This window comes from Cupriavidus necator N-1 (assembly GCF_000219215.1).
Lineage (GTDB): Bacteria > Pseudomonadota > Gammaproteobacteria > Burkholderiales > Burkholderiaceae > Cupriavidus > Cupriavidus necator.
This window is the reverse complement of record NC_015727.1, coordinates 903,886-922,391: the sequence shown is the minus strand read 5'-3', so window position 1 is coordinate 922,391 and position 18,506 is coordinate 903,886. Positions and strand designations below refer to the sequence as shown.

15 protein-coding genes and 2 pseudogenes are annotated in these 18,506 nt (G+C 62.7%); 6 read left to right on the top strand and 11 right to left on the bottom strand.

What is annotated here, in order from left to right:
- Window positions 1–17 precede the first annotated feature (17 nt).
- The 6 genes and pseudogenes from CNE_RS42795 to CNE_RS34190 all read right to left on the bottom strand — a co-directional run.
- Window positions 18–623: pseudogene (locus CNE_RS42795) on the bottom strand (AMP-binding protein); the annotation flags it as partial.
- The gene (locus CNE_RS34210; protein WP_013959330.1) at window positions 617–1,333 is read right to left on the bottom strand and encodes a sensor histidine kinase; all 717 of its coding nucleotides are present in this window, start codon (window positions 1,331–1,333) and stop codon (window positions 617–619) included. The gene CNE_RS34210 and the pseudogene CNE_RS42795, both read right to left, overlap by 7 nt.
- A gap of 148 nt (window positions 1,334–1,481) precedes the next feature.
- A complete protein-coding gene (locus tag CNE_RS34205; protein WP_013959329.1) occupies window positions 1,482–2,249 on the bottom strand; it encodes an SDR family NAD(P)-dependent oxidoreductase in 768 nt (255 codons plus the stop codon).
- 72 nt (window positions 2,250–2,321) lie between these two features.
- Entirely contained in the window at window positions 2,322–3,500 is a 1,179-nt protein-coding gene (locus tag CNE_RS34200; protein ID WP_013959328.1) for a thiolase family protein, read from the bottom strand.
- 324 nt (window positions 3,501–3,824) lie between these two features.
- Window positions 3,825–4,811: a Bug family tripartite tricarboxylate transporter substrate binding protein gene (locus CNE_RS34195; RefSeq protein WP_013959327.1), complete on the bottom strand. Its 987-nt coding sequence runs from the start codon at window positions 4,809–4,811 to the stop codon at window positions 3,825–3,827.
- A gap of 47 nt (window positions 4,812–4,858) precedes the next feature.
- Window positions 4,859–6,595 (bottom strand): long-chain fatty acid--CoA ligase, encoded by a 1,737-nt coding sequence (locus CNE_RS34190; protein ID WP_013959326.1) that lies wholly within the window; start codon window positions 6,593–6,595, stop codon window positions 4,859–4,861.
- Window positions 6,596–6,833: 238 nt separating this feature from the next.
- On the opposite strand from CNE_RS34190, the gene CNE_RS34185 reads away from it, so the two are divergent.
- Complete coding sequence (locus CNE_RS34185) at window positions 6,834–7,478, top strand: TetR/AcrR family transcriptional regulator (protein ID WP_041229072.1); 645 nt, start codon at window positions 6,834–6,836, stop codon at window positions 7,476–7,478.
- A 190-nt stretch (window positions 7,479–7,668) separates the two neighbouring features.
- Here the strand turns inward: CNE_RS34185 and CNE_RS40710 are convergent.
- The 3 genes and pseudogenes from CNE_RS40710 to CNE_RS34175 all read right to left on the bottom strand — a co-directional run.
- Window positions 7,669–7,905 (bottom strand): annotated as a pseudogene (locus tag CNE_RS40710) (FlhC family transcriptional regulator); the annotation flags it as partial.
- A 67-nt stretch (window positions 7,906–7,972) separates the two neighbouring features.
- The gene (locus CNE_RS34180; RefSeq protein ID WP_013959323.1) at window positions 7,973–8,314 is read right to left on the bottom strand and encodes a flagellar transcriptional regulator FlhD; all 342 of its coding nucleotides are present in this window, start codon (window positions 8,312–8,314) and stop codon (window positions 7,973–7,975) included.
- A gap of 559 nt (window positions 8,315–8,873) precedes the next feature.
- Window positions 8,874–9,587: a TetR/AcrR family transcriptional regulator gene (locus CNE_RS34175; RefSeq protein WP_013959322.1), complete on the bottom strand. Its 714-nt coding sequence runs from the start codon at window positions 9,585–9,587 to the stop codon at window positions 8,874–8,876.
- A gap of 232 nt (window positions 9,588–9,819) precedes the next feature.
- On the opposite strand from CNE_RS34175, the gene CNE_RS34170 reads away from it, so the two are divergent.
- The 5 genes from CNE_RS34170 to CNE_RS34150 all read left to right on the top strand — a co-directional run bounded on the left by CNE_RS34170 (window position 9,820) and on the right by CNE_RS34150 (window position 16,336).
- On the top strand, window positions 9,820–10,929 hold the full coding sequence (locus tag CNE_RS34170) for an NAD(P)-dependent alcohol dehydrogenase (RefSeq protein ID WP_013959321.1): 1,110 nt from the start codon (window positions 9,820–9,822) through the stop codon (window positions 10,927–10,929).
- A 24-nt stretch (window positions 10,930–10,953) separates the two neighbouring features.
- Window positions 10,954–12,246 carry a cytochrome P450 gene (locus CNE_RS34165; protein WP_013959320.1) on the top strand — a complete coding sequence of 431 codons (1,293 nt, stop codon included), beginning with the start codon at window positions 10,954–10,956 and terminating at the stop codon, window positions 12,244–12,246.
- 35 nt (window positions 12,247–12,281) lie between these two features.
- The gene (locus CNE_RS34160; protein WP_013959319.1) at window positions 12,282–13,247 is read left to right on the top strand and encodes a PDR/VanB family oxidoreductase; all 966 of its coding nucleotides are present in this window, start codon (window positions 12,282–12,284) and stop codon (window positions 13,245–13,247) included.
- 99 nt (window positions 13,248–13,346) lie between these two features.
- A complete protein-coding gene (locus CNE_RS34155; RefSeq protein ID WP_013959318.1) occupies window positions 13,347–14,768 on the top strand; it encodes an aldehyde dehydrogenase family protein in 1,422 nt (473 codons plus the stop codon).
- Window positions 14,769–15,331: 563 nt separating this feature from the next.
- Entirely contained in the window at window positions 15,332–16,336 is a 1,005-nt protein-coding gene (locus CNE_RS34150) for an NAD(P)H-dependent flavin oxidoreductase (RefSeq protein ID WP_041229071.1), read from the top strand.
- 65 nt (window positions 16,337–16,401) lie between these two features.
- On the opposite strand, the gene CNE_RS34145 is transcribed toward CNE_RS34150, so the two are convergent.
- Together CNE_RS34145 and CNE_RS34140 are read right to left on the bottom strand one after the other, a co-directional pair.
- Window positions 16,402–17,448: a phosphotransferase family protein gene (locus CNE_RS34145; protein WP_013959315.1), complete on the bottom strand. Its 1,047-nt coding sequence runs from the start codon at window positions 17,446–17,448 to the stop codon at window positions 16,402–16,404.
- Window positions 17,449–17,495: 47 nt separating this feature from the next.
- A complete protein-coding gene (locus CNE_RS34140) occupies window positions 17,496–18,257 on the bottom strand; it encodes an SDR family NAD(P)-dependent oxidoreductase (RefSeq protein ID WP_013959314.1) in 762 nt (253 codons plus the stop codon).
- Between the last annotated feature and the right edge of the window lie 249 nt (window positions 18,258–18,506).

Below are 18,506 nucleotides of genomic sequence, written 5' to 3'. Positions count from 1 at the left end.
CCGCTCGCGCGCACTTGCGCGAGGATGCGGTTGAACATGGTCGGGACGCCTTGCAGCAGGGTGATCGCACCTTCACGGATAGCCGTGGTGACATCGGCGGCATTGAAGCGTGCCCTCAGGTATAGGCTTGCGCCGGCATGGAACGTCGAAATGAGCAGGGTCCCCAGCCCGAAGATAAGCGACAAGGGCATCACGGCATAGGCGCAGTCGTCGGCTTGCATGCGGCGCGACTCCACCGTGACGTGCGCAAAGTGCAGTAAGGCCCGGTGGGTGACCTTCACGCCCTTGGGCTGCCCGGTTGTGCCGGACGTGTAGATCAGTCCAGCGACGTCGCGCGCGAGCGTTTCAGGCTCGCGCTCGCTGCCCTCGTCGAGAGCGCTGGCCATCAGCGGCACGAGACCGGCGGGGGCAATTTCCCGTGCGCGGTAGCGTACGCCGTGGCGCAGGGCATCCGGCGATGCCGCATGGGCAAACAGCATCAGGCGCGGCCGGCAGTGCGCCCGGATCTCCTCGATTTCCCGCTCCGACAGGCGGGCGTTGACAACGGCCGGCCAGGCCCCCAATTCCGATAAGGCGAACACTAGCGTGATCACTGCCAGGCAGTCCTCGGCCGTGATCAGCACGCGGTCGCCGGTACCAACGCCCTGCGACTCCAGCCGGCGCCGGGCGCACTCTGGATAGCAAGGGTGGCGCCCAGTAAGCGTGCGCGTTCGCTCATGCCTTGCAGGCCATAGGAGTAGCCTTGCCTCGAGACTCCGAGCCTGAATCCCCGGCCGTTATCGCTAATCGCGAGGGTGATGCGCTTGACAGTAGTGGTGAGTGCGACATTGACATCGGACGCGCTGGCATGTCGTGCCACATTGGTGAGCGATTCCTGGGCAATGCGAAGGAAAGCCGTAGCCTCTTCGTTGGTGAGTGTCGGCTCCTGCCCCTGCACATGCAATCGGCATGCTGCATCGTTGCGCAGTGAGAAGTCCTCTGTCAGCCATTCCAGGGCCGCAACTATCCCGTAGTTCAGCGCCACGGGACGCAAATGATTGGCAACGTGGCGGACCGTTCCAATGGTTCGTTCCACCAGTTTCCGCATCTCGCTCAGTTTCTGTTCGGCTTGCGGGTACTCGGCCAGCTCTAGCCTCATTTCCAGCAAAGAAATATCTATCTTGAGCGCCGTCAGAAACTGGCCCAGCTCATCGTGAATTTCCATCGCGATGCGCTTGCGCTCTTCTTCGCGCACAGCCTCGAAGTAAGTAGAAAGCTTACAGAGCTGCTCACGCGAGGCAAGCAGCTTCTCCTCAAGGAGTTTGCGCTGTGCTATGTAAGTGCCAACGAGCATTGGCGCATTGCCGGCCCGCGTGTGCTGGCGCCCTCCTGGAGTTGAATGATATGCTCCGAGCTATCCGACAGACGGATGTGATGGTTCACGCTCAGGGGCATGCTGTTCTCCAGCACTTAGCGCAGCGCTTTTCGTATTGGCAGGCCGCTCAGCGCGGTGCCATTCGGATGGCGCCGTCCAGGCGGATGGTCTCGCCGTTGAGCATCGGGTTCTCCAGGATGTGCAGCGCGGTGGAGGCGTATTCGTCAGGCGCACCCAAGCGTGATGGGTGCGGTACCATGGCGCCAAGCGAGGCGCGCACGTTTTCGGGCAGCTTCGCCAGCAGCGGCGTATCGAACAGGCCCGGGGCGATGGTGCACACGCGGATGGCGCGCTGGGCCAGGTCGCGAGCGGCCACCAGCGTCATGCCGACAATGCCGGCTTTGGCCGAGCTGTACGGGATCTGGCCGATCTGGCCTTCATAGGCGGCTACTGAAGCGGTCAGCACGCAGACGCCGCGCTCGCCGTCCACCAGTTCGTTCTTCGCCATGCGCGCGGCACCCAGGCGCAGCGAGTTGAAGGTGCCGATGAGGTTGATGCGCACCACCGACTCGTATTTTTCCAGCGAGCCCGGCGAGCCGTCCTTCTCGACCACGCGCACCGGCGCACCCAGCCCGGCGCAGTTGATCAGCGCGCGCAGCGGGGCCATGGCCTCGGCGGCGTCGTAGACCGCGTTCATCTGGTCGGTGTCGCAGACATCGGCCTTGACGAAGCGCACCTTAGAGCCGAGTTCGTCGACCGCCGCGTTTCCGCGTTCTTCGGACAGATCGGCAATCACCACGCTAACACCGCGCTCCACCAGGCGGCGCGCTGTGGCAAGGCCGAGGCCGGAAGCGCCGCCGGTTACAACCGCGGACATTGTGCTATTCAGATTCATCTTGGGTCTCCAGTACTGGTATGGAAAAAAGCGGTCCGGCCGCGCGCTGTTGCAGTCGCGGCTCGGGGGGGCTTACAGGCGTTCAATGATGGTGGCGTTGGCCATGCCGCCGGCTTCGCACATCGACTGCAGTCCATAGCGCTGACCGCTGTCTTCCAGCGCATGCAGCATGGTGGTCATCAGCCGCACGCCGGAGGCGCCCAGGGGGTGACCCAGTGCAATCGCGCCACCACGCGGGTTCAGGCGTGCCGGGTCGGCTCCGAGCGCCTTCTGCCAGGCTAGCGGGACGCAGGCAAAGGCTTCGTTGATCTCGTAGTGGTCGATCTGGTCCAGCTTGAGTCCGCTCTTCTTGATCGCACGCTGGCTAGCGGCAATCGGTGCGGTGAGCATCATCATCGGGTCGTCGCCACAGACGTCGAAGGCCACAAAGCGCGCACGCTGCTTCAGACCCAGGCGCTGCGCCGCGGATTCGCTCATCAGCAGCATGGCCGAGGCGCCGTCACTGATCTGCGAGGCGTTGCCGGCGGTCACGTTCCAGCCGATCTGCGGGAAGCGCGCGCCCAGTTCGTCGGTGCGGAACGAAGGCTGGAGCGTGCCCAGCTTTTCCACCGAGGTGCCCGGCCGGATGGTTTCGTCATGCTCGACCACGCCGTTGGGCGTGACGATCGGCAGGATTTCGCGGCGGAAAACGCCGCTCTCGCGGGCAGCGGCGGCCAGTTCGTGCGAGCGCGCCGAATAGCTATCCATGTCCTGACGCGACAGCTCGTACTTTGCCGCCACCAGCTCTGCCGCCACGCCTTGCGAGACCAGGCCCGGCGCGTATCGCGCTTCAATCGACGGACCATAAGGGTTCTGGCCGATACGCGCCGAGCCCATCGGCACACGGCTCATCGACTCGATGCCGCAGGCGATGACGATGTCATAGGCGCCCGCCATGATGCCCTGCGCGGCGAAGTGCACTGCCTGCTGGCTGGAGCCGCACTTGCGGTCGATGGTGATGGCGGGTACGTGGTCGGGAAAACCGGCGGCCAGCCAGGCCACGCGACCGGGGCCGGCGGACTGCTCGCCGGCCTGCGTCACGCAGCCGGTGATGACGTCGTCGACCAGGCCCGGGTCCAGCTGGTTGCGCTCGACCAGGCCCTTGAGCACTTGCGCCAGCAATTCGGTGGCGTGCAGTTCGGTAAAGGCCGACCCCGGCTTGGAGCGGCCCATCGGGCTGCGGATGGCGTCGACGATGACGGCTTGTTGCATGGATTGTCTCCTTTAATGTGGCTGGTAAAGTTGGATGTTGGAAGAGAGGCGCTGTCGAATGGCTGGTGTTAGCTGCATCAAAGCTGAAATTCGGCACTGTCGATGGCCCGTGCCGCGGGCGAACAGAGGAGGGAAATAGCGTAGCCGCCTCCATCTAGTAGCGAGGCCGAAGAGCGGCGCGCCGGCTGATGCGTAGGTTCGCGTAATCCATCACATTGATGCCTGCCTTCATGCCATCGGCGGGCAGACCACGATCGGACGACTCACCGCCGGCGTGTTGTTGCGCGGCTGACGGTAGATGGGCCATTCGGGTACCGGCTGCTTTCAATCGAGCTGGATCTGAGCATTGCGCACGATGCTGGCCCACTTGGGCGTATCCGTTCTCACTACGTTCGCCAGCTCCTCCGGCGTCGACCCCACCGGCTGCAGACCCATTCCCATTAGGCGTTGTGATACCTCGGGTAGCCTGACAATGCGGGCAATCTCTGCCGAAAGCTTGGTCGTAATGTCGTGTGGCGCGCGTCCCGGGAGGAAGAAGGCCATCCAGCCATTGGGCTCGAACCCGGAGAGGCCGGTTTCGGCGAACGTCGGCACCGACGGCAGTGCTTTGTGGCGCTGCGTGCCGGTGATGCCAAGGATGCGGAACTTTCCAGAATTGAGATAGCTGTAAGCCGTACTCACATCGACAAAGGCTGCATCCACCTGCCCGCCCAGCACATCGCTCACCAGCGGCGCGGCGCCCTTGTACGGGATGTGTACCAAGTCGATGCCGGCCCGCAGCTTAAGTTGCTCTCCGTGCAGGTGGGACGACGTGCCGTTGCCGTAGGAGCCATAGCTGAGCTTGCCCGGACTGGCCTTGGCCAGCGCGATGAACTCGGCCAGGGTACGGGCTGGCACGCGGTTGGGCACAACGAGCAGGTCGGAGGAACGCACCGCCAGCGAGACCGCCGTGAAATCGCGTTCAACATTGTAGGGAACCCTCTTGTACAGGCTAGGTGACTGGATCATCGCGGTGATGGCCATCAGGATGGTGTATCCGTCCGGCGCAGCCTTGGCCACGATGTCATTACCCAACATGCCGCTGGCGCCCGGCCTGTTGTCCACCACTACAGACTGGCCCCAGCTCTGGGACAGCCGCTGCCCAATCAGGCGCGCTACCGTATCGGTGCCGCCGCCGGCAGGATAGGGCACCACCAAGCGCAGCGGCCGCGATGGGTAAGCACTCTCGGCCAGAGCGTTCCATTGTCCAAGTGCCGCGGCGCCTCCTAGGGCGATTGCCCGCGCCAGCCATTGCCTTCTACTGCAATGCATTGCTATCTCCTTTGCCTATAGCTTCTTCTTCGTTAGCGCTATGAGGGTCAAACCGTTGAGCCCGACCGGTGCGCGGCGCTCTCTGCGTCCTGTAGGGCGCGCCACTGGACCTTTCCAGTAGCCGACTTCGGCAGCGCCTCGACGAACTCCACTATGCGGGGCACCTTGTAGGCTGCGAGGCGCTCACGGCACCACTGCATGATCTGCTCAGCGCCGGCCTCTTCGCGCCCCTGCATGCCCGGCTTGAGGGTGACAACCGCCTTGACGGTCTCGCCGCGCCGCTCGTCTCGGGCAGCGATCACACAAGCTTCGTGGATGGCCGGGTGCCCGTATAGAAGGTTCTCCACTTCGGCCGGCCAGACCTTGAACCCAGAGGCGTTGATCATCCGCTTGAGGCGATCGCGCATGAAGAAGTAGCCGTCCTCGTCGATATAGCCGAGATCGCCCGTACGGAAGAAGCGCTTGCCGTCGATCTTGATGAAACTCTCGGCATCCGCCTCGGGATTGCGCCAATAACCGCGCATTATCTGGGCACCGCTGGCCACAATTTCACCCAGCTCGCCCTGGGGCAGTTCTACGCAGCTCTTCGGGTCGATCACGCGAGCGTCGACACCGAAGGTGGCGATGCCCAGGCATTCCCGCTTGGGCCGGTGGCGCGGGTTGGACAGCAGGAAGGCAGCAGTCTCGGTCATGCCATAGGCCTCGATATAGTTCAGGCCGAAGCGTTCCTGCAGCATATTGGCCACAGCATCGGGCATGGCCGCGCCACCGCCGCCCAAAAAGGCGAGGCAAGTGAGGTCGCGCTCTAGGATGCTGGGCTGGGAGAAGATATCCACCAGCATTGCTGGCGGCGCGTTCCAGTTCGAGACCCGGTAGCGCTCGATCAAGTCGGCTGCGAGCAGAGGGTCCCAGCGCGGCAGCAACACGATGGTGGCGCCCAGGTAAAGGGGGGCATGGATGCCGTTCTGCATGCCCAGCAGGTGGAACATCGGCGCCACTGCTAGGAATACCGCGTTGGGCGTATTGCCGCGCCAAGCTTGGGAGCCCACTGCAGCACTCATCAGCGTGCCATGGGTATGCATGCAGCCCTTGGGGTGGCCGGTGGTGCCGGAAGTGTAGGCCAACATGCACAGCGTATCGAAGCCGGCGGCATGGGGCAGCGGTGCCAGGCCGGCTGCGTCTGCGTCCTGCCAGCGCACGAGTGTGCCGCCGGCCGGTATGAGCCCCGCCAGCGATGTGCGCTCGCGCAGCCAGGCCGGCACGGCTGGGCTGCCATCACACTCTCCTTCATCGGGCAGCATATCGGCATAGTCATGGACAATGACATGCTGGAGCCCGTCGCCATGCAGCGGCGCAAGCCGCTCGTAGAGCTCCGCTGCGGCGAAGGCCACGCGGGCGCCGCTGTCGGCGACCACATGCTCCAGCTCGGCGGTCAGCCACATCGGGTTGGCCGGCACCACTATGGCGTCGGCACGCAGGATGGCGTAGTAGGCAATGATGAACTGCGGGCAGTTCTGGCTATACAGCAGCACGCGGTCACCGGGCGCAATCCCGCATTGGCGCTGCAGGTAGCCGGCCATTCGCTCGATCTGACCGAGTAGGGCGGCATAGGAAATCGCGCTGCTGAAGTACCGGATGGCAGGCTTGTCCGGATAGCGGTGCGCAGCCACTTCCACGTTGTAGACCAGGCTGGTGCGCGGCACTGTCGCCTCGGCGGGCAGGCCGGGTGGCCAGAAGGGAGAGCGGCGGGGCTGGCCGACGGCGGTGCTGGGGAGCTGGGTCATTTGGACCGGCTCCCCGACGAGTTGCGCAGCGGCGCTGTCTTGTTCTTTGCTGTGTTCAATGCATGTCTCCGCTATTTCTCGATCTCAATGCCGCCAGAGTACGCGACATGGTCTGCGGTATCATATTAACTTGCCAGACGGTTGGCAAGTTTTGTAGTTGGTGCCTCATGCAACACCTGTGCCGGCTGATAACCTGGTTGTATGATGTTGGCTACAAATAGGTAATGCTTTCTCCACCATGGACAATCCACTGCAGTCCCAGAAGGCGGGCCAGTCCCGCCGTACCCAGCATGAAAGACGGGAAGAAGCCACGCGACGGATCATCGACAGTGCCGTCGAACTGATCTGCGAGAAGGGCATGGCTGGAGTCACCATGCGCGAAATAGGATCTCGTTCGGGCTACAGCCGTGCGCTGACAGCTCATCACTACGGTGACAAGGAGGGCCTGCTGGTAGCGATGATTGATCAGATCGTGGTCAACATCCGCACGGCGCGGCTGGCCCACAGCCAGGCCCGGCCTGGCTTGGAGTCCGTGCTGGATATCGTTCACTTCACCTTGGGGCGTGATCCGGCTCAGGTAAGGACGCTGCAGGCTTTTCACGCCATTCTTGCTGAGCGACGCAACACCGAAGGCGCCGTAGCAGAGGCTTTGGAGCGCATGACGAACGAGTCAACGACCCATGTCGAAGCGGAACTGCGCATCGGCATGGAGGCCGGAGAAATCCGCTCGGACCTCGATCCCGCCGTGGAAGCAATCGCGATCATTGGCGCGATGCGAGGCGTCTCCGCACAGCTGATCGGAGCTAGCCATGACCGCGCTGAGGCCGTTCGCCATGCGTTTGTGGGTATCATCGAGCGCGGCCTGCGGCACGGGATGAAATAGCCAGCCAAGTAGGCTGCTGGGAAGCCTGCGACTGCGGATCACGCGACGCTGACTTGCTCAGGCCAAAGTATCGCCAGTCTTGGCGGCTGATGGCCTCAGCCATCGGGTGCGCGGACGAGCGTCCAACTGTTCAGCGGGACGCACTCGTGGTCTTCAAAGCAGATCAGCTAGCCCAAGCCCAATTTGGCCATTGCGTTATGAATTGATAAGCAGCGCAAAAAAGAGACGGATGGATATTCGGTAACCAGGTGGAGAACCAGTCCGTCGAGAAGGGAAGCATACCTTTGGGAGGTGACACGCCGCGGATTTCTTTGTAGAGGCGAATCAATCGATCCCGCGAGAGCGTCGTCTCGCATTCGAGTACCTGCAGGCACGCGCCCAGGGTGATCAGCTCAATAGCGAGTTGAGTCTGGTTGACCTCCTGCAGAACGCTCTTGCGTTTCGGAAGTGGGGTAGCCGTGAAGAAGGGGCTGGCTGTGCCTTTACGAACGCTATCAACCGAGCGACTCCACTGATGATTGTGCTTGCAGTGTTGTGCGCTGGATTTGCATTTCGCGGTTCTTGATTGCAGCGGTCAAATTAGACAAAATTGCATGGTCATCGAAGCGGAACCTGCACAGTACCATGTCCGATGTCGCCAGCTTGGAGAGGTCCTCGGTTGATGTCAGGCTTATCAGGATACTCGCAACTTCCTTGCTGACACCGAGCTTAAGCATGGCTTCCATAGGGTTTCGCGCACCAGTCGCTGCGCCAGGTTGCAGGTAGGCGATATTAACCTCTCCGATTTCCTGGAGAAATTCATCGCGCCCATATCCAACCCGATTGGAGGTATTCATAGATACTTTCCTGCAACCCATCAGCCCCAGCAGGTCGCAAGCCATGGCGTTGAACAGGCGCGCGGGGATGGCGTCCGTGCGACACAGCCTATGCGTCAACAATCGGGACAGTGAAGTACGCCGCGCGACGGGGCTGGAGCGTGCATGCTGCCGCAGCGGGCGTGATTGCCCGTCGCGGACAGAAGTTGTCTGAGCGATTGCCGCGCGCCCGCACGGATGTCCGTGTTCCGGTGCGATGGCGCCATGAGTCCTGCGGTTACCTGTAAGGAAAGACTGCAGATCGCGACAAGGTGCCTGGGGCAAGGTTCATGCAGCGTACAGGAGTCTGGTGCGCGAGGCTCGCAGCCGGTCGCGCGTCTGCGCGGCCAGGCGTCAGCACCGTTGGCCGAAGCCCTCCGGCTTCGCCCTCCAGCAAGGACCACCGTTCGCCTTGCGCCATTCTGAATATTCAGATTTGCACATCTTTAAAGTCACGGTGAGAAAACGTTGTTCGGCCTATGAGTTTGATCAGCCGTGTAGAGCCGGCCGTCATAGGAGACGCCTTTGGCCGGTTGGAAAATCAAGCCAAGAGCAGAAACCGCTGCATCATCGCCGTCAGCTTGGTTTCAAGCTGGTCCCCCTCAAAGCGCATAGGCCCAGGGTCGGTCAGCAGGGTGAGCGTAAGCGTTCCCACGACCATCTGCAGGACGATCCGAACTTCTGACTCGGCACCGTCCCCGGCTTGGGCTTGCATCTTCTGTGCGAGCATCGGCGCGACCATGCTTTGGATGTGCCGGCTCAACCATCGCATCGGGTTGGCATCGGGGTCGAGCGCCGCAAAATGACGCAACACGGCTTTGAACATGCCCTGGTTCCGGCGGCACATGTCGACGTAGTATTGGACAATTCGGGCGGCGAGCTCCGCTGCCGTGCCTTGAGCCCAAGCCTCATCGTCCCGAAAAGCCCTGTCTGCTTCGGCCTTCATTTCCGCAAAAGCGGCATCCAGTACAGACGAAATGAAGGCGTCCTTGTCTTTGAAGCGGCCGTAGAAGGCTCCGGTAGAGGTATCAGCGGTACGGATAACATCGTTGATCAGGACGAGATCAAAATTTCTGTGCTGCTCGATCAGGCTCCGTCCGGCCAAGATCATCTTGGCAAGATTCGCCTCGCTGCGCAGCTGACGAGGCGGACGTAGCGCTGGCGCCTCCGCCGCTTCTGCCTTCCGGCGTTCGGCGCTGCTGGCATGGGTTAGGCGTTTCTTGTCATCTTCTTGGCGCTTTAGCGTGGCGGCCATGGAAATTGCAATCCTGAGGCTGGTACAGATCAGCATTATGCAGCAGACGGCCCCGCCGCTCGGCGGAGGTAGTCGATGCCATCGGCCTAGTTTGCCGAGATAGAGGTCCTCTAGGGAAAGCCCGCATTGAAGCCCTGAGATTGTACGCCAATAATAGAACCAGAGTTCTGATTCGCAAAAAGCGCCGGGCGCAACACACCGTTCCCCGGTGATAAGGCAACACGGAGACACAATGAAAATCACTGCTGCCGTGACACGGGCGCCGCACGCGCCGTTTGTCTTGGAAGAGGTCGACTTGGATTCTCCCGGCGCGGGAGAGATCCTGGTCAGGATCGTCGGCGCCGGGCTTTGCCATACCGATCTGGTCGCTGCCGAAGGATTGCTGCCGATCACCATGCCCGCAGTGTTCGGGCACGAGGGCGCCGGGGTTGTCGAGCAGGTTGGCGCCGGGGTGACCAAGGTGAAGCCCGGCGACAACGTTGCTATTACGTTCACGTCCTGCGGGCATTGCCCCCGGTGCGACCGAAACGAGCCGGCCTACTGCCATTCGATGGCAGCGCTGAATTTTGTCGGCCTGCGAAGCGATGGCTCGAAATCGATTCAGGATGACCACGGAGAAATCTCCGGAAACTTCTTCGGCCAGTCCTCCTTCGCTACGCATGCTCTGACGACCGAAAGCAACGTGGTGAAGGTGCCAGATGGAATTCCGCTGGAGATCGCCGGCACCCTTGGCTGCGGGATTCAGACCGGCGCGGGGGCGGTCATGCGCTCGATGGCATGCCATGAGAATGCATCGCTGGTGGTGCTGGGCGGCGGCGCGGTCGGACTAAGTGCCGTGATGGGCGCCGTGCTGCAGAAATGCCGAGCAATTATCGTGGTCGAGCCCAGCGCCAACCGACGCGAGCTGGCCTTGTCGCTTGGTGCGACGCATGCGATCGATCCAGGCCAGAGCCCCGATCTGGCTGTCGCGGTTCGCGCTATTGCCCCGCAGGGGGTCGATTATGCGCTGGATACCAGTGGCATCCCGGCGGTCATCGAGGCGGTGCCGAAGTTCCTGGCGCCGCGTGGCACCTTCGGCTTTGTCGGCGTGCCGCCCGCCCATGCGACCAGCTTGGGTCTGCCGGGCACGCTGCGCGAGGTCATGCGCGGCGGCTTCACCTATCGCGGGATCATTGAAGGCGATAGCGATCCCGACGTTTTCATCCCGCAGTTGATGTCCCTGTATCTGGAAGGGCGCTTCCCCTTCGACAGGCTCATTAAGACCTATCCGCTTTCCGATATCAACCGCGCAGTCGCGGAGCAAAAGCAGGGGCTGTGCGTAAAGCCCGTGCTGCTGCCCTGAGTCCCCAATACACCCCTCGATACCATGAACCACAACGATTTCGATCTTCCCGGCGACGTGGCTAGCGTACTGGTCGACCCCAGAGCCTACGCCGATCCTGTCCGACTGCACGCGGCCTACACTTGGGCGCGGGAGAACAATCCCCTGGGGCGCGCCGTCAATGACGGTTTCGACCCGTTCTGGGTCGTGACCAAGCACGCCGACGTGACTGCCATCTCGCGCGACCACAATCTCTTCCACAACGGTGACTACTCCGTCGTCTGCCGACCCAAGGCCATGATTGACCATGTGATCGCGACCACCGGGAGTCCGAACGTCGTTAGGGCGCTGGTCCACGTGGACGGCGACGAGCACAAGGGCCTGCGTGGGCTGACGCAGTCGTGGTTCATGCCCAATAGCATCCTGAAGCTGGATGAGCGCATCAGGGCGCTGGCTCGGCAGATTGTCGACAAGCTTCAGAAAAGTGATGGCAACACCATCGATTTCGCCAAGGACATCGCCCTGCATTATCCGCTGCACGTCATCATGGACATTCTCGGCGTGCCGCCGGAAGACGAAGCTCGGATGCTGATGCTGACGCAGGAGTTGTTCGGCGGCGAGGATCCTGAACTCAAGCGGGCCAAGCAAGAGCAAAACCCGAATGCGAATGTCTCGGCACAGAGCATGATGGCGGTCGTGGCGGATTTCAAGGATTACTTTGAGAGAGTCACCGCCGACCGCCGCGTCAATCCGCGAAATGACGTGGCGACACTGCTCGCAAACGCCGTTGTCAACGGCGAGCCAATCAGCGAGGTCAGCCGTCTCGGTTACTACGTCATCATCGCGACGGCAGGGCACGACACTACATCGTCCTCCTCCGCGGTCGCAATGTGGGCGCTGAGCCAGTTTCCCGAACTGCTACCCCGGCTCCAGGCCGACCCGTCGCTCATATCGCAGTTTATCGACGAAGCGGTGCGCTTCGCCTCGCCGGTGCGGCATTTCATGCGGACCGCGACGGCAGACACCGAGATCCGCGGGCGCAAGATTCGCAAGGGCGACTGGCTGATGCTGTGCTACGGCTCAGCGAATCGTGATGAAGAGGTCTTCGAGAAGCCCTTTGATTTCAACATCGATCGCAAGCCAAATCGCCACTTGGCGTTCGGCTTTGGCGCGCATGTCTGCCTGGGCCAGCACCTCGCGAAGATGGAAATGCGCATCCTGTTCGAGGAAATGATTCCGCGCCTGAAGCGCGTGGAACCAGCGGGCCAGATGGAACTGATTGCCTCTACTTTCGTCGGCGGGCCCAAGCATCTTCCCGTTCGCTGCGTCATGCAGTAACCGTTTTATCGCAGTCTGCAGCAAGGTATCGCGCCATGAATCCTCAAGACACTTTCTTCGTTCGCATTGCGCAACGCAACCAGGAAACCGACGACATCATCAGCCTGGAGCTGCGCGACCCGAATGGCAGCGTGCTGCCGCCATTCGACGCCGGTGCGCATATCGACGTCCACGTCGCTCCCGGTGTCGTCCGGCAGTATTCCCTGTGCAACGCGCCGTCGGAGCGCGATAGTTACCAGATTGGCGTGCTTCGAGACCCGGCTTCTCGTGGCGGCTCCATCGCCATCCACGAGCGGCTTGAGGCAGGCGAACTCATCGAGATCAGCGCGCCCCGGAATCATTTTCCGCTGAAAGAGGGAGTCAGAAGCATCCTGATCGCTGGCGGGATCGGAGTCACGCCGATGCTCTGCATGGCCGAGTCTTTGCACGCGTCGGGAGCCGGCTTCACTCTGCATTACTGTGCGCGCAGCCAGGACAAGGCAGCCTTTCGCAGCCGTATCGCGCAGTCCCCTTACAGCCAGCAGGTCGCCTTCCACTACGACGATCAGGCTGACGCGCAGAAGCTGGACCCCGCCACGCTGTTCGCCCAGGCAGGCAGCGATGCCGAGATATACGTCTGCGGCCCCGCCGGCTTTATCGAATGGATATGCCGCGCAGCAGAGCAAGCGGGAATCCCGAAGCAGCGTGTGCACTACGAGTACTTCAGTGCCAAGGCGGTTGATACGTCCGATGATGGTGCTTTCGATGTCAAGCTCGCCAGCACTGGCCAGGTGTTCCAGATTCCCGCGGAGCGCTCGATTACGTCGGTGCTGCTCGAGGCTGGCATCGATATCTATACGTCGTGCGAGGAGGGAACGTGCGGAACTTGCGTGACCCGCATCCTGGAAGGCGAACCCGATCATCGGGACGTCTTTCTTACCGATGAAGAGCACGCCTGCGGTAACCAGTTCACGCCTTGTTGCTCGCGCGCGAAGTCCTCGTTACTTGTCCTCGATCTATGAAGCGCCGATCCGCCACCCGGCGACCCAGGCCCGGCTTCGGCCTGCCGCGTGTCCCCTTGTGGCCTGTTGAAATCCGTTTGATTAAATGAGGTCCGAATAATGGGTGACACTGCTGAATTCAGCATGACCATCGATGGCAAAGCCGTGCCCATGCTGGCCGGCTTTGACGTACTCAACCCCGCCACGGAGCGCGTTATTGCGGTGGCACCGGCTGCGACGCCCGTACAGCTGGACGAGGCCGTTGCCAGCGCGCGGCGCGCAGCGCAGGCATGGGCGGGCTTGACACTGCAGGCGCGCCAGCAATATGTCGTCAGGATCGGTGAGACCATCCTCGCAAACCTAGAGGAACTGGCGCAACTGTTGACGCAAGAGCAGGGTAAGCCTTTGGCTCGGGCGCGGTGGGAAGTGGAAAGGGCAGCCTTCTGGTGCACCGAAATGGCCAGGGTCGAACTGCCCATGGAGACTGTCCGGGAATCCGCCACCGAGCAGGTTCGCATCCTGCGTGTGCCGCTGGGCGTGGTTGGCGGCATCGTGCCGTGGAACTTCCCGCTGGCGCTGGCGATGTGGAAAGTGGCGCCGGCCCTGATTACTGGCAATACGATGGTGCTAAAGCCATCCCCGTTCACTCCGCTGACGACTTTGAGGCTGGGCGAACTGCTGCGCGATGTCCTGCCTACGGGCGTTTTGAATGTCATCAGTGGCACCGATGCCCTCGGACCGTTGATGTCGGCCCACCCGGGTATTGACAAGCTCAGCTTTACGGGCTCGACCCAGACCGGCCGAGCCGTGATGGCCTCCGCAGCGGTTAACCTGAAGCGACTGACGCTGGAACTGGGGGGCAATGATGCCGCCATCGTTTTGGCCGACGCCGATGTCGAAGCCATTGCGCCTGCGCTCTTCTGGGGCGCGTTTGCCAACAGCGCGCAGTATTGCCTGGCGATCAAGCGGCTGTATATCCATGAGGACATCTACGACCGGCTGGCGCAGGCGTTGGTCACGCTGGCGCAGGAGACGCGCGTTGGCCCGGGTGATATGGAAGGCGTCCAGCTTGGGCCGGTGCAGAACTACCGTCAGTTCGAGCGGCTCAAGGCGTTGCTCGAGGACACGCGCAGCGCTGGATATCGCATTCTTGCCGGCGGTGATGTGCCGGAGGGAAGCGGCTATTTCTTCCCTGTCACGCTTGTGGACAATCCTCCGGATACTGCACGGGTGGTCTGCGAAGAAGCTTTCGGCCCGATCCTGCCGCTGCTTAAGTTCCGCGCCGTGGACGAGGTCATTGCGCGCGCGAATGACAGCGAATACGGGCTAGGCGGTTCGGTCTGGGGGCGCGACGAGGAGGCCGCTATGGAGGTGGCGTTGCGGCTCAACACCGGTACCGTCTGGGTCAACCAGATCCATACCATCGGGCCCGACAAGCCCATGGCCGGCCACAAGCAATCGGGGGTCGGCATTGAGAACGATGTCGATGGGCTGTTGGAATATACCGTGCCCCGAACGGTGTCGCTGAGGCGATCACAATAGAAAAAAGGTTCGTGACAGCGGCTCCGTGTCTCGTGGCGACGCGCAACCGGCCCAGCGCGCCACTTGGCTATCGCCCTAGTAAAAAGGGCAGGCTCCCTTGGTTTTGAAGACGAATGCACCCGATGTACCACCGAAGAGATCAAGCCGGCGCGGAAAGCCGCGAATTTGCCGACGATGATAGCAAGGCGCGAGACGGCCAGAAACGAAGCGAGCGTCGCGATAGCAATGAGCAATCGCCAAGGCAAACGAACTGGGCGTGGGCGGCTGCGACGGGGCACCGTGACTGGATGGAATCGCACACCCCGCTTGCGCACTACGATTAGCAGCCCGGAAGTCCTAAGTCATTGCTCGCGCCTTGGGTCCACCTCGAAATCGAACGGCTCTCGGCATATTAGCCTCCACCACTGGCAGTGGCACTCCCCGTCTTCCGGTGGGTGTGTCAACTGTCCGCGATCAAGCCGCTTCCATGGGGGCGTGTACTGCCGGCGAGCGCCAACCTAAGCCGCGTGCTACGCCTGCATCTCACGTCGCATTTAGCGCTGTTTTTCTATCCGGATATCAACATGTCCCTCCCTGCCGTTCTAGAAGGCCGCTTATCGCTGCCGGTCGTGTGCGCCCCCATGTTCATTATTTCCAATCCCGACCTTGTCATCGCGCAATGCAAGGCCGGCGTGGTCGGCTCCTTTCCCGCCCTCAATGCACGCCCGGCACCAGTACTGGAAGAATGGCTGGACCGCATTACCACCGATCTGGCAGAGCACAATGCCAAGCACGCTGACCGACCCGCAGCGCCGTTTGCGGTTAACCTGATCGTGCATAAGTCGAACGACCGCTTGGAGGGCGACCTCGAGCTGTGTGCCAAGTACAAGGTGCCCATCATCGTCACCTCGCTGGGCGCGCGCGAAGAAGTTAATCAGCAGGTGCACAGCTACGGCGGCATCGTACTGCACGACGTCATCAATAAAAAGTTCGCGAAGAAAGCTGTTGAAAAGGGGGCCGACGGTCTGATCGCGGTAGCGGCCGGTGCGGGCGGGCATGCCGGCGTGCAGTCGCCGTTCGCGCTTCTGCATGAGATTCGCGAGTGGTTTGATGGCCCGCTGCTGCTGTCGGGCGCCATTGGCAACGGCAATGCGATCCTGGCCGCAAAGGCCGCGGGTGCCGACTTGGCCTATATCGGCTCGGCGTTCATCGCCACGGAGGAGGCAAATGCGAATGAGGGCTACAAGCGGATGATCGTCGACAGCGGCGCCGGCGACATCGTCTATTCCAACCTGTTCACCGGCGTGCACGGTAACTACCTGCGACAGAGCATCGTCAACGCAGGCTTGGACCCCGACAATCTGCCGGTATCGGACCCGTCCAAGATGAACTTCGGCTCGGGCGATAACACCAGGGCTAAGGCCTGGCGCGACATTTGGGGGGCCGGACAGGGCATCGGCGCGATCAAGCGCGTGGTTCCCGTCGCCGAGTTGGTCGAGCGCTTCGCCGAGGAGTATAACGCGGCGCGGCATCGCCTGGGCTTGGCGCCCTTGGCCACGGCAGGCAGGGACAACACTGCCGCAGCCTGATGCCGGCTGGGGCACTGCGGTAGGGCATGGCCCCCCCTCGCGGCCGGCGACCTACTCCCCGGGAGCTACCGGCTCCCCTCGCGCCGCGCGCAGCGGAGCCCCAGCTCAGCCAGCGGCCGGACCTTGCGGCCCATCTCCAGGGCGCCGGGGCCTGCAGCGTTGCCGCCCGCCGCACGGGCAGAAACACCCTGCAGGATGGCAGCCATACGGAACAGATTGTAGGCCAGGTAGAAGTCCCAGTGACGGATGTCCGAGATGCCGCGTGCCCGGCAATAGTCCTCGACGAACGCATGCTCGGGCGGTATGCCCAGCGACAGGATGTCCACGCCGGCCACGCCGCGCCAGAGTTCCGGCGGCACGCGCCAGCACATGCAGTAATAGGACAGGTCAGCCAGTGGGTGACCCAGTGTTGACAGTTCCCAGTCCAGCACCGCGGTTACGCGTGGTTCAGTGGGATGCAGGATCAGGTTGTCCATGCGAAAGTCGCCATGCACGAGGCGGGTCTCGTCGCCGTCGGGTATGTTGGCCGGCAGCCATTCGATCAGGGATTCCATTGCCGCGACTGGCTCCCGGGTCGATTCGCGGTACTGCCGCGTCCAGCGATCGATCTGCCGCGCGAAGTAATTGCCCGGCCGCCCGAACGTGTCAAGTCCGACCGCGCGGTAGTCCACGGCATGCAGCGTTGCCAGCACGCGGTTGATATCGGCATAGACCTCCTGCCGTTCGCCCTTCGCCAGGCCTGGCAGCGTAGGGTCCGTGAAGTTACGGCCCTTTACGTACTCCATCAGGAAGAACGGCGTACCTACCACCGAGGGTTCTTCGCAGAACGCCAGCATGCGCGGCACCGGCACGCCGCTGTCCGCCAGCGCAGCCATCACGCGGAACTCACGGTCGATGGCATGCGCCGATGGCAGGAGCTTACCGGGCGGCTGCTTGCGCAGCACGAGCGATCCCGAACCGGTATCGATCACGAATGTGGGGTTGGACTGGCCGCCCGAGAGGGGGCGCACCCGCAGGCCGCCGGCGTCAAGGCCGCGGTCGCGGAAAAAGCCAGCAAGGCGCGCGGTGTCCGGCGCCCCCGCAGCGGCCGGCGTGTGGATATCGTTTTGCATGATTCGCGTGGGTTTTTGCCTGGCGAGTCCGTCGGATGGCCCGGCGTCTAGAGGGACGAAACGAGGTGGCCGCCATCCACGGCCAGCACCGATCCCGTCATGAATTCGGACGCATCTGACGCCAGCAGCAGAAGCGGAGCGTCCAGATGCGCCGGCTGGCCGAGGCGTCGCTGCGGCACACGCCGGATCAGCGCCTGGCCCGCTTCGCTGGCGAAGAAGTCGCGATTGAGCGCGGTTGCGATGTAGCCCGGCGCAAGCGCGTTGACGCGAACGCCGTGGCGCGCCCATTCGAGCGCCAGTGCCTTGGTCAGCTGGATCAGCCCGGCCTTGGCGGCGGCGTAGGCCGGCACCTGCTGCGCTACCCGCAGGCCCAAGATGGAAGCCACGTTGACGATGCTGCCGTGCTTGCGGACAATCATGCGCTCGCCCGCGACACGCGCCACCCGCCAGGCGCCGTTCAGGTTCACGTCAATAACCCCCTGCCAGTCGGAATCGGTGTATTCCACCGCCGGGCGCGTGAGCGCCACGCCCGCGTTGTTGACGACGCAGTCGAGCGGCGCGCCAAGATCTGCAACTGCCCGGTCGAAGGCGGCGGAAACGCTGTCCGCGCTGGTGACATCCATTTCCACCACGCACGCCATGCCGCCGGCCGCCCGGATTTCCGCCGCCAGCCGGTTGCCGGCATCCAGCCGGCGACCGGCCAATGCCACATGGGCGCCGGCAGCGGCCAGCACCTTCGCGAAGTGCGAGCCCAGTCCGCCGAATGCGCCGGTGACAAGCACCCGTTTCCCGTTGAGATCTTCGAACATTTGCCTTCCAGCTATTCCCCTGCGCACCCAGGCGCATCGTTATCTGCTGAAGCATTATCTCCAGCAACGCTGCCACGTGCCTCGTTCGAAGGAATGATTTGCGAGCGGCGCCATCGCGATCCTCTCCCCGCAACCGCGGGAAAACCCGGGCCGCGGCGCGGCCGTGGATTCATCCGTTCGAACGAGGCGACGCCCCGCCAACCCCGCAGATAATCGACTCGCAGGCTGTGGCCGGCCCATCTCGGGAAT

What these genes read in the sequence shown, in the direction of transcription:
- CNE_RS34180 (WP_013959323.1), bottom strand. Translation starts at nt 8,314, where the DNA reads ATGAATACCTCCAATCGGGTTGGATATGGGCGCGATGAATTTCTCCAG.
- CNE_RS34155 (WP_013959318.1), top strand. Translation starts at nt 13,347, where the DNA reads ATGGGTGACACTGCTGAATTCAGCATGACCATCGATGGCAAAGCCGTG.
- CNE_RS34165 (WP_013959320.1), top strand. Translation starts at nt 10,954, where the DNA reads ATGAACCACAACGATTTCGATCTTCCCGGCGACGTGGCTAGCGTACTG.
- CNE_RS34200 (WP_013959328.1), bottom strand. Translation starts at nt 3,500, where the DNA reads ATGCAACAAGCCGTCATCGTCGACGCCATCCGCAGCCCGATGGGCCGC.
- CNE_RS34170 (WP_013959321.1), top strand. Translation starts at nt 9,820, where the DNA reads ATGAAAATCACTGCTGCCGTGACACGGGCGCCGCACGCGCCGTTTGTC.
- CNE_RS34150 (WP_041229071.1), top strand. Translation starts at nt 15,332, where the DNA reads ATGTCCCTCCCTGCCGTTCTAGAAGGCCGCTTATCGCTGCCGGTCGTG.
- CNE_RS34195 (WP_013959327.1), bottom strand. Translation starts at nt 4,811, where the DNA reads ATGCATTGCAGTAGAAGGCAATGGCTGGCGCGGGCAATCGCCCTAGGA.
- CNE_RS34175 (WP_013959322.1), bottom strand. Translation starts at nt 9,587, where the DNA reads ATGGCCGCCACGCTAAAGCGCCAAGAAGATGACAAGAAACGCCTAACC.
- CNE_RS34190 (WP_013959326.1), bottom strand. Translation starts at nt 6,595, where the DNA reads ATGACCCAGCTCCCCAGCACCGCCGTCGGCCAGCCCCGCCGCTCTCCC.
- CNE_RS34210 (WP_013959330.1), bottom strand. Translation starts at nt 1,333, where the DNA reads ATGCTCGTTGGCACTTACATAGCACAGCGCAAACTCCTTGAGGAGAAG.
- CNE_RS34160 (WP_013959319.1), top strand. Translation starts at nt 12,282, where the DNA reads ATGAATCCTCAAGACACTTTCTTCGTTCGCATTGCGCAACGCAACCAG.
- CNE_RS34145 (WP_013959315.1), bottom strand. Translation starts at nt 17,448, where the DNA reads ATGCAAAACGATATCCACACGCCGGCCGCTGCGGGGGCGCCGGACACC.
- CNE_RS34205 (WP_013959329.1), bottom strand. Translation starts at nt 2,249, where the DNA reads ATGAATCTGAATAGCACAATGTCCGCGGTTGTAACCGGCGGCGCTTCC.
- CNE_RS34185 (WP_041229072.1), top strand. Translation starts at nt 6,834, where the DNA reads ATGGACAATCCACTGCAGTCCCAGAAGGCGGGCCAGTCCCGCCGTACC.
- CNE_RS34140 (WP_013959314.1), bottom strand. Translation starts at nt 18,257, where the DNA reads ATGTTCGAAGATCTCAACGGGAAACGGGTGCTTGTCACCGGCGCATTC.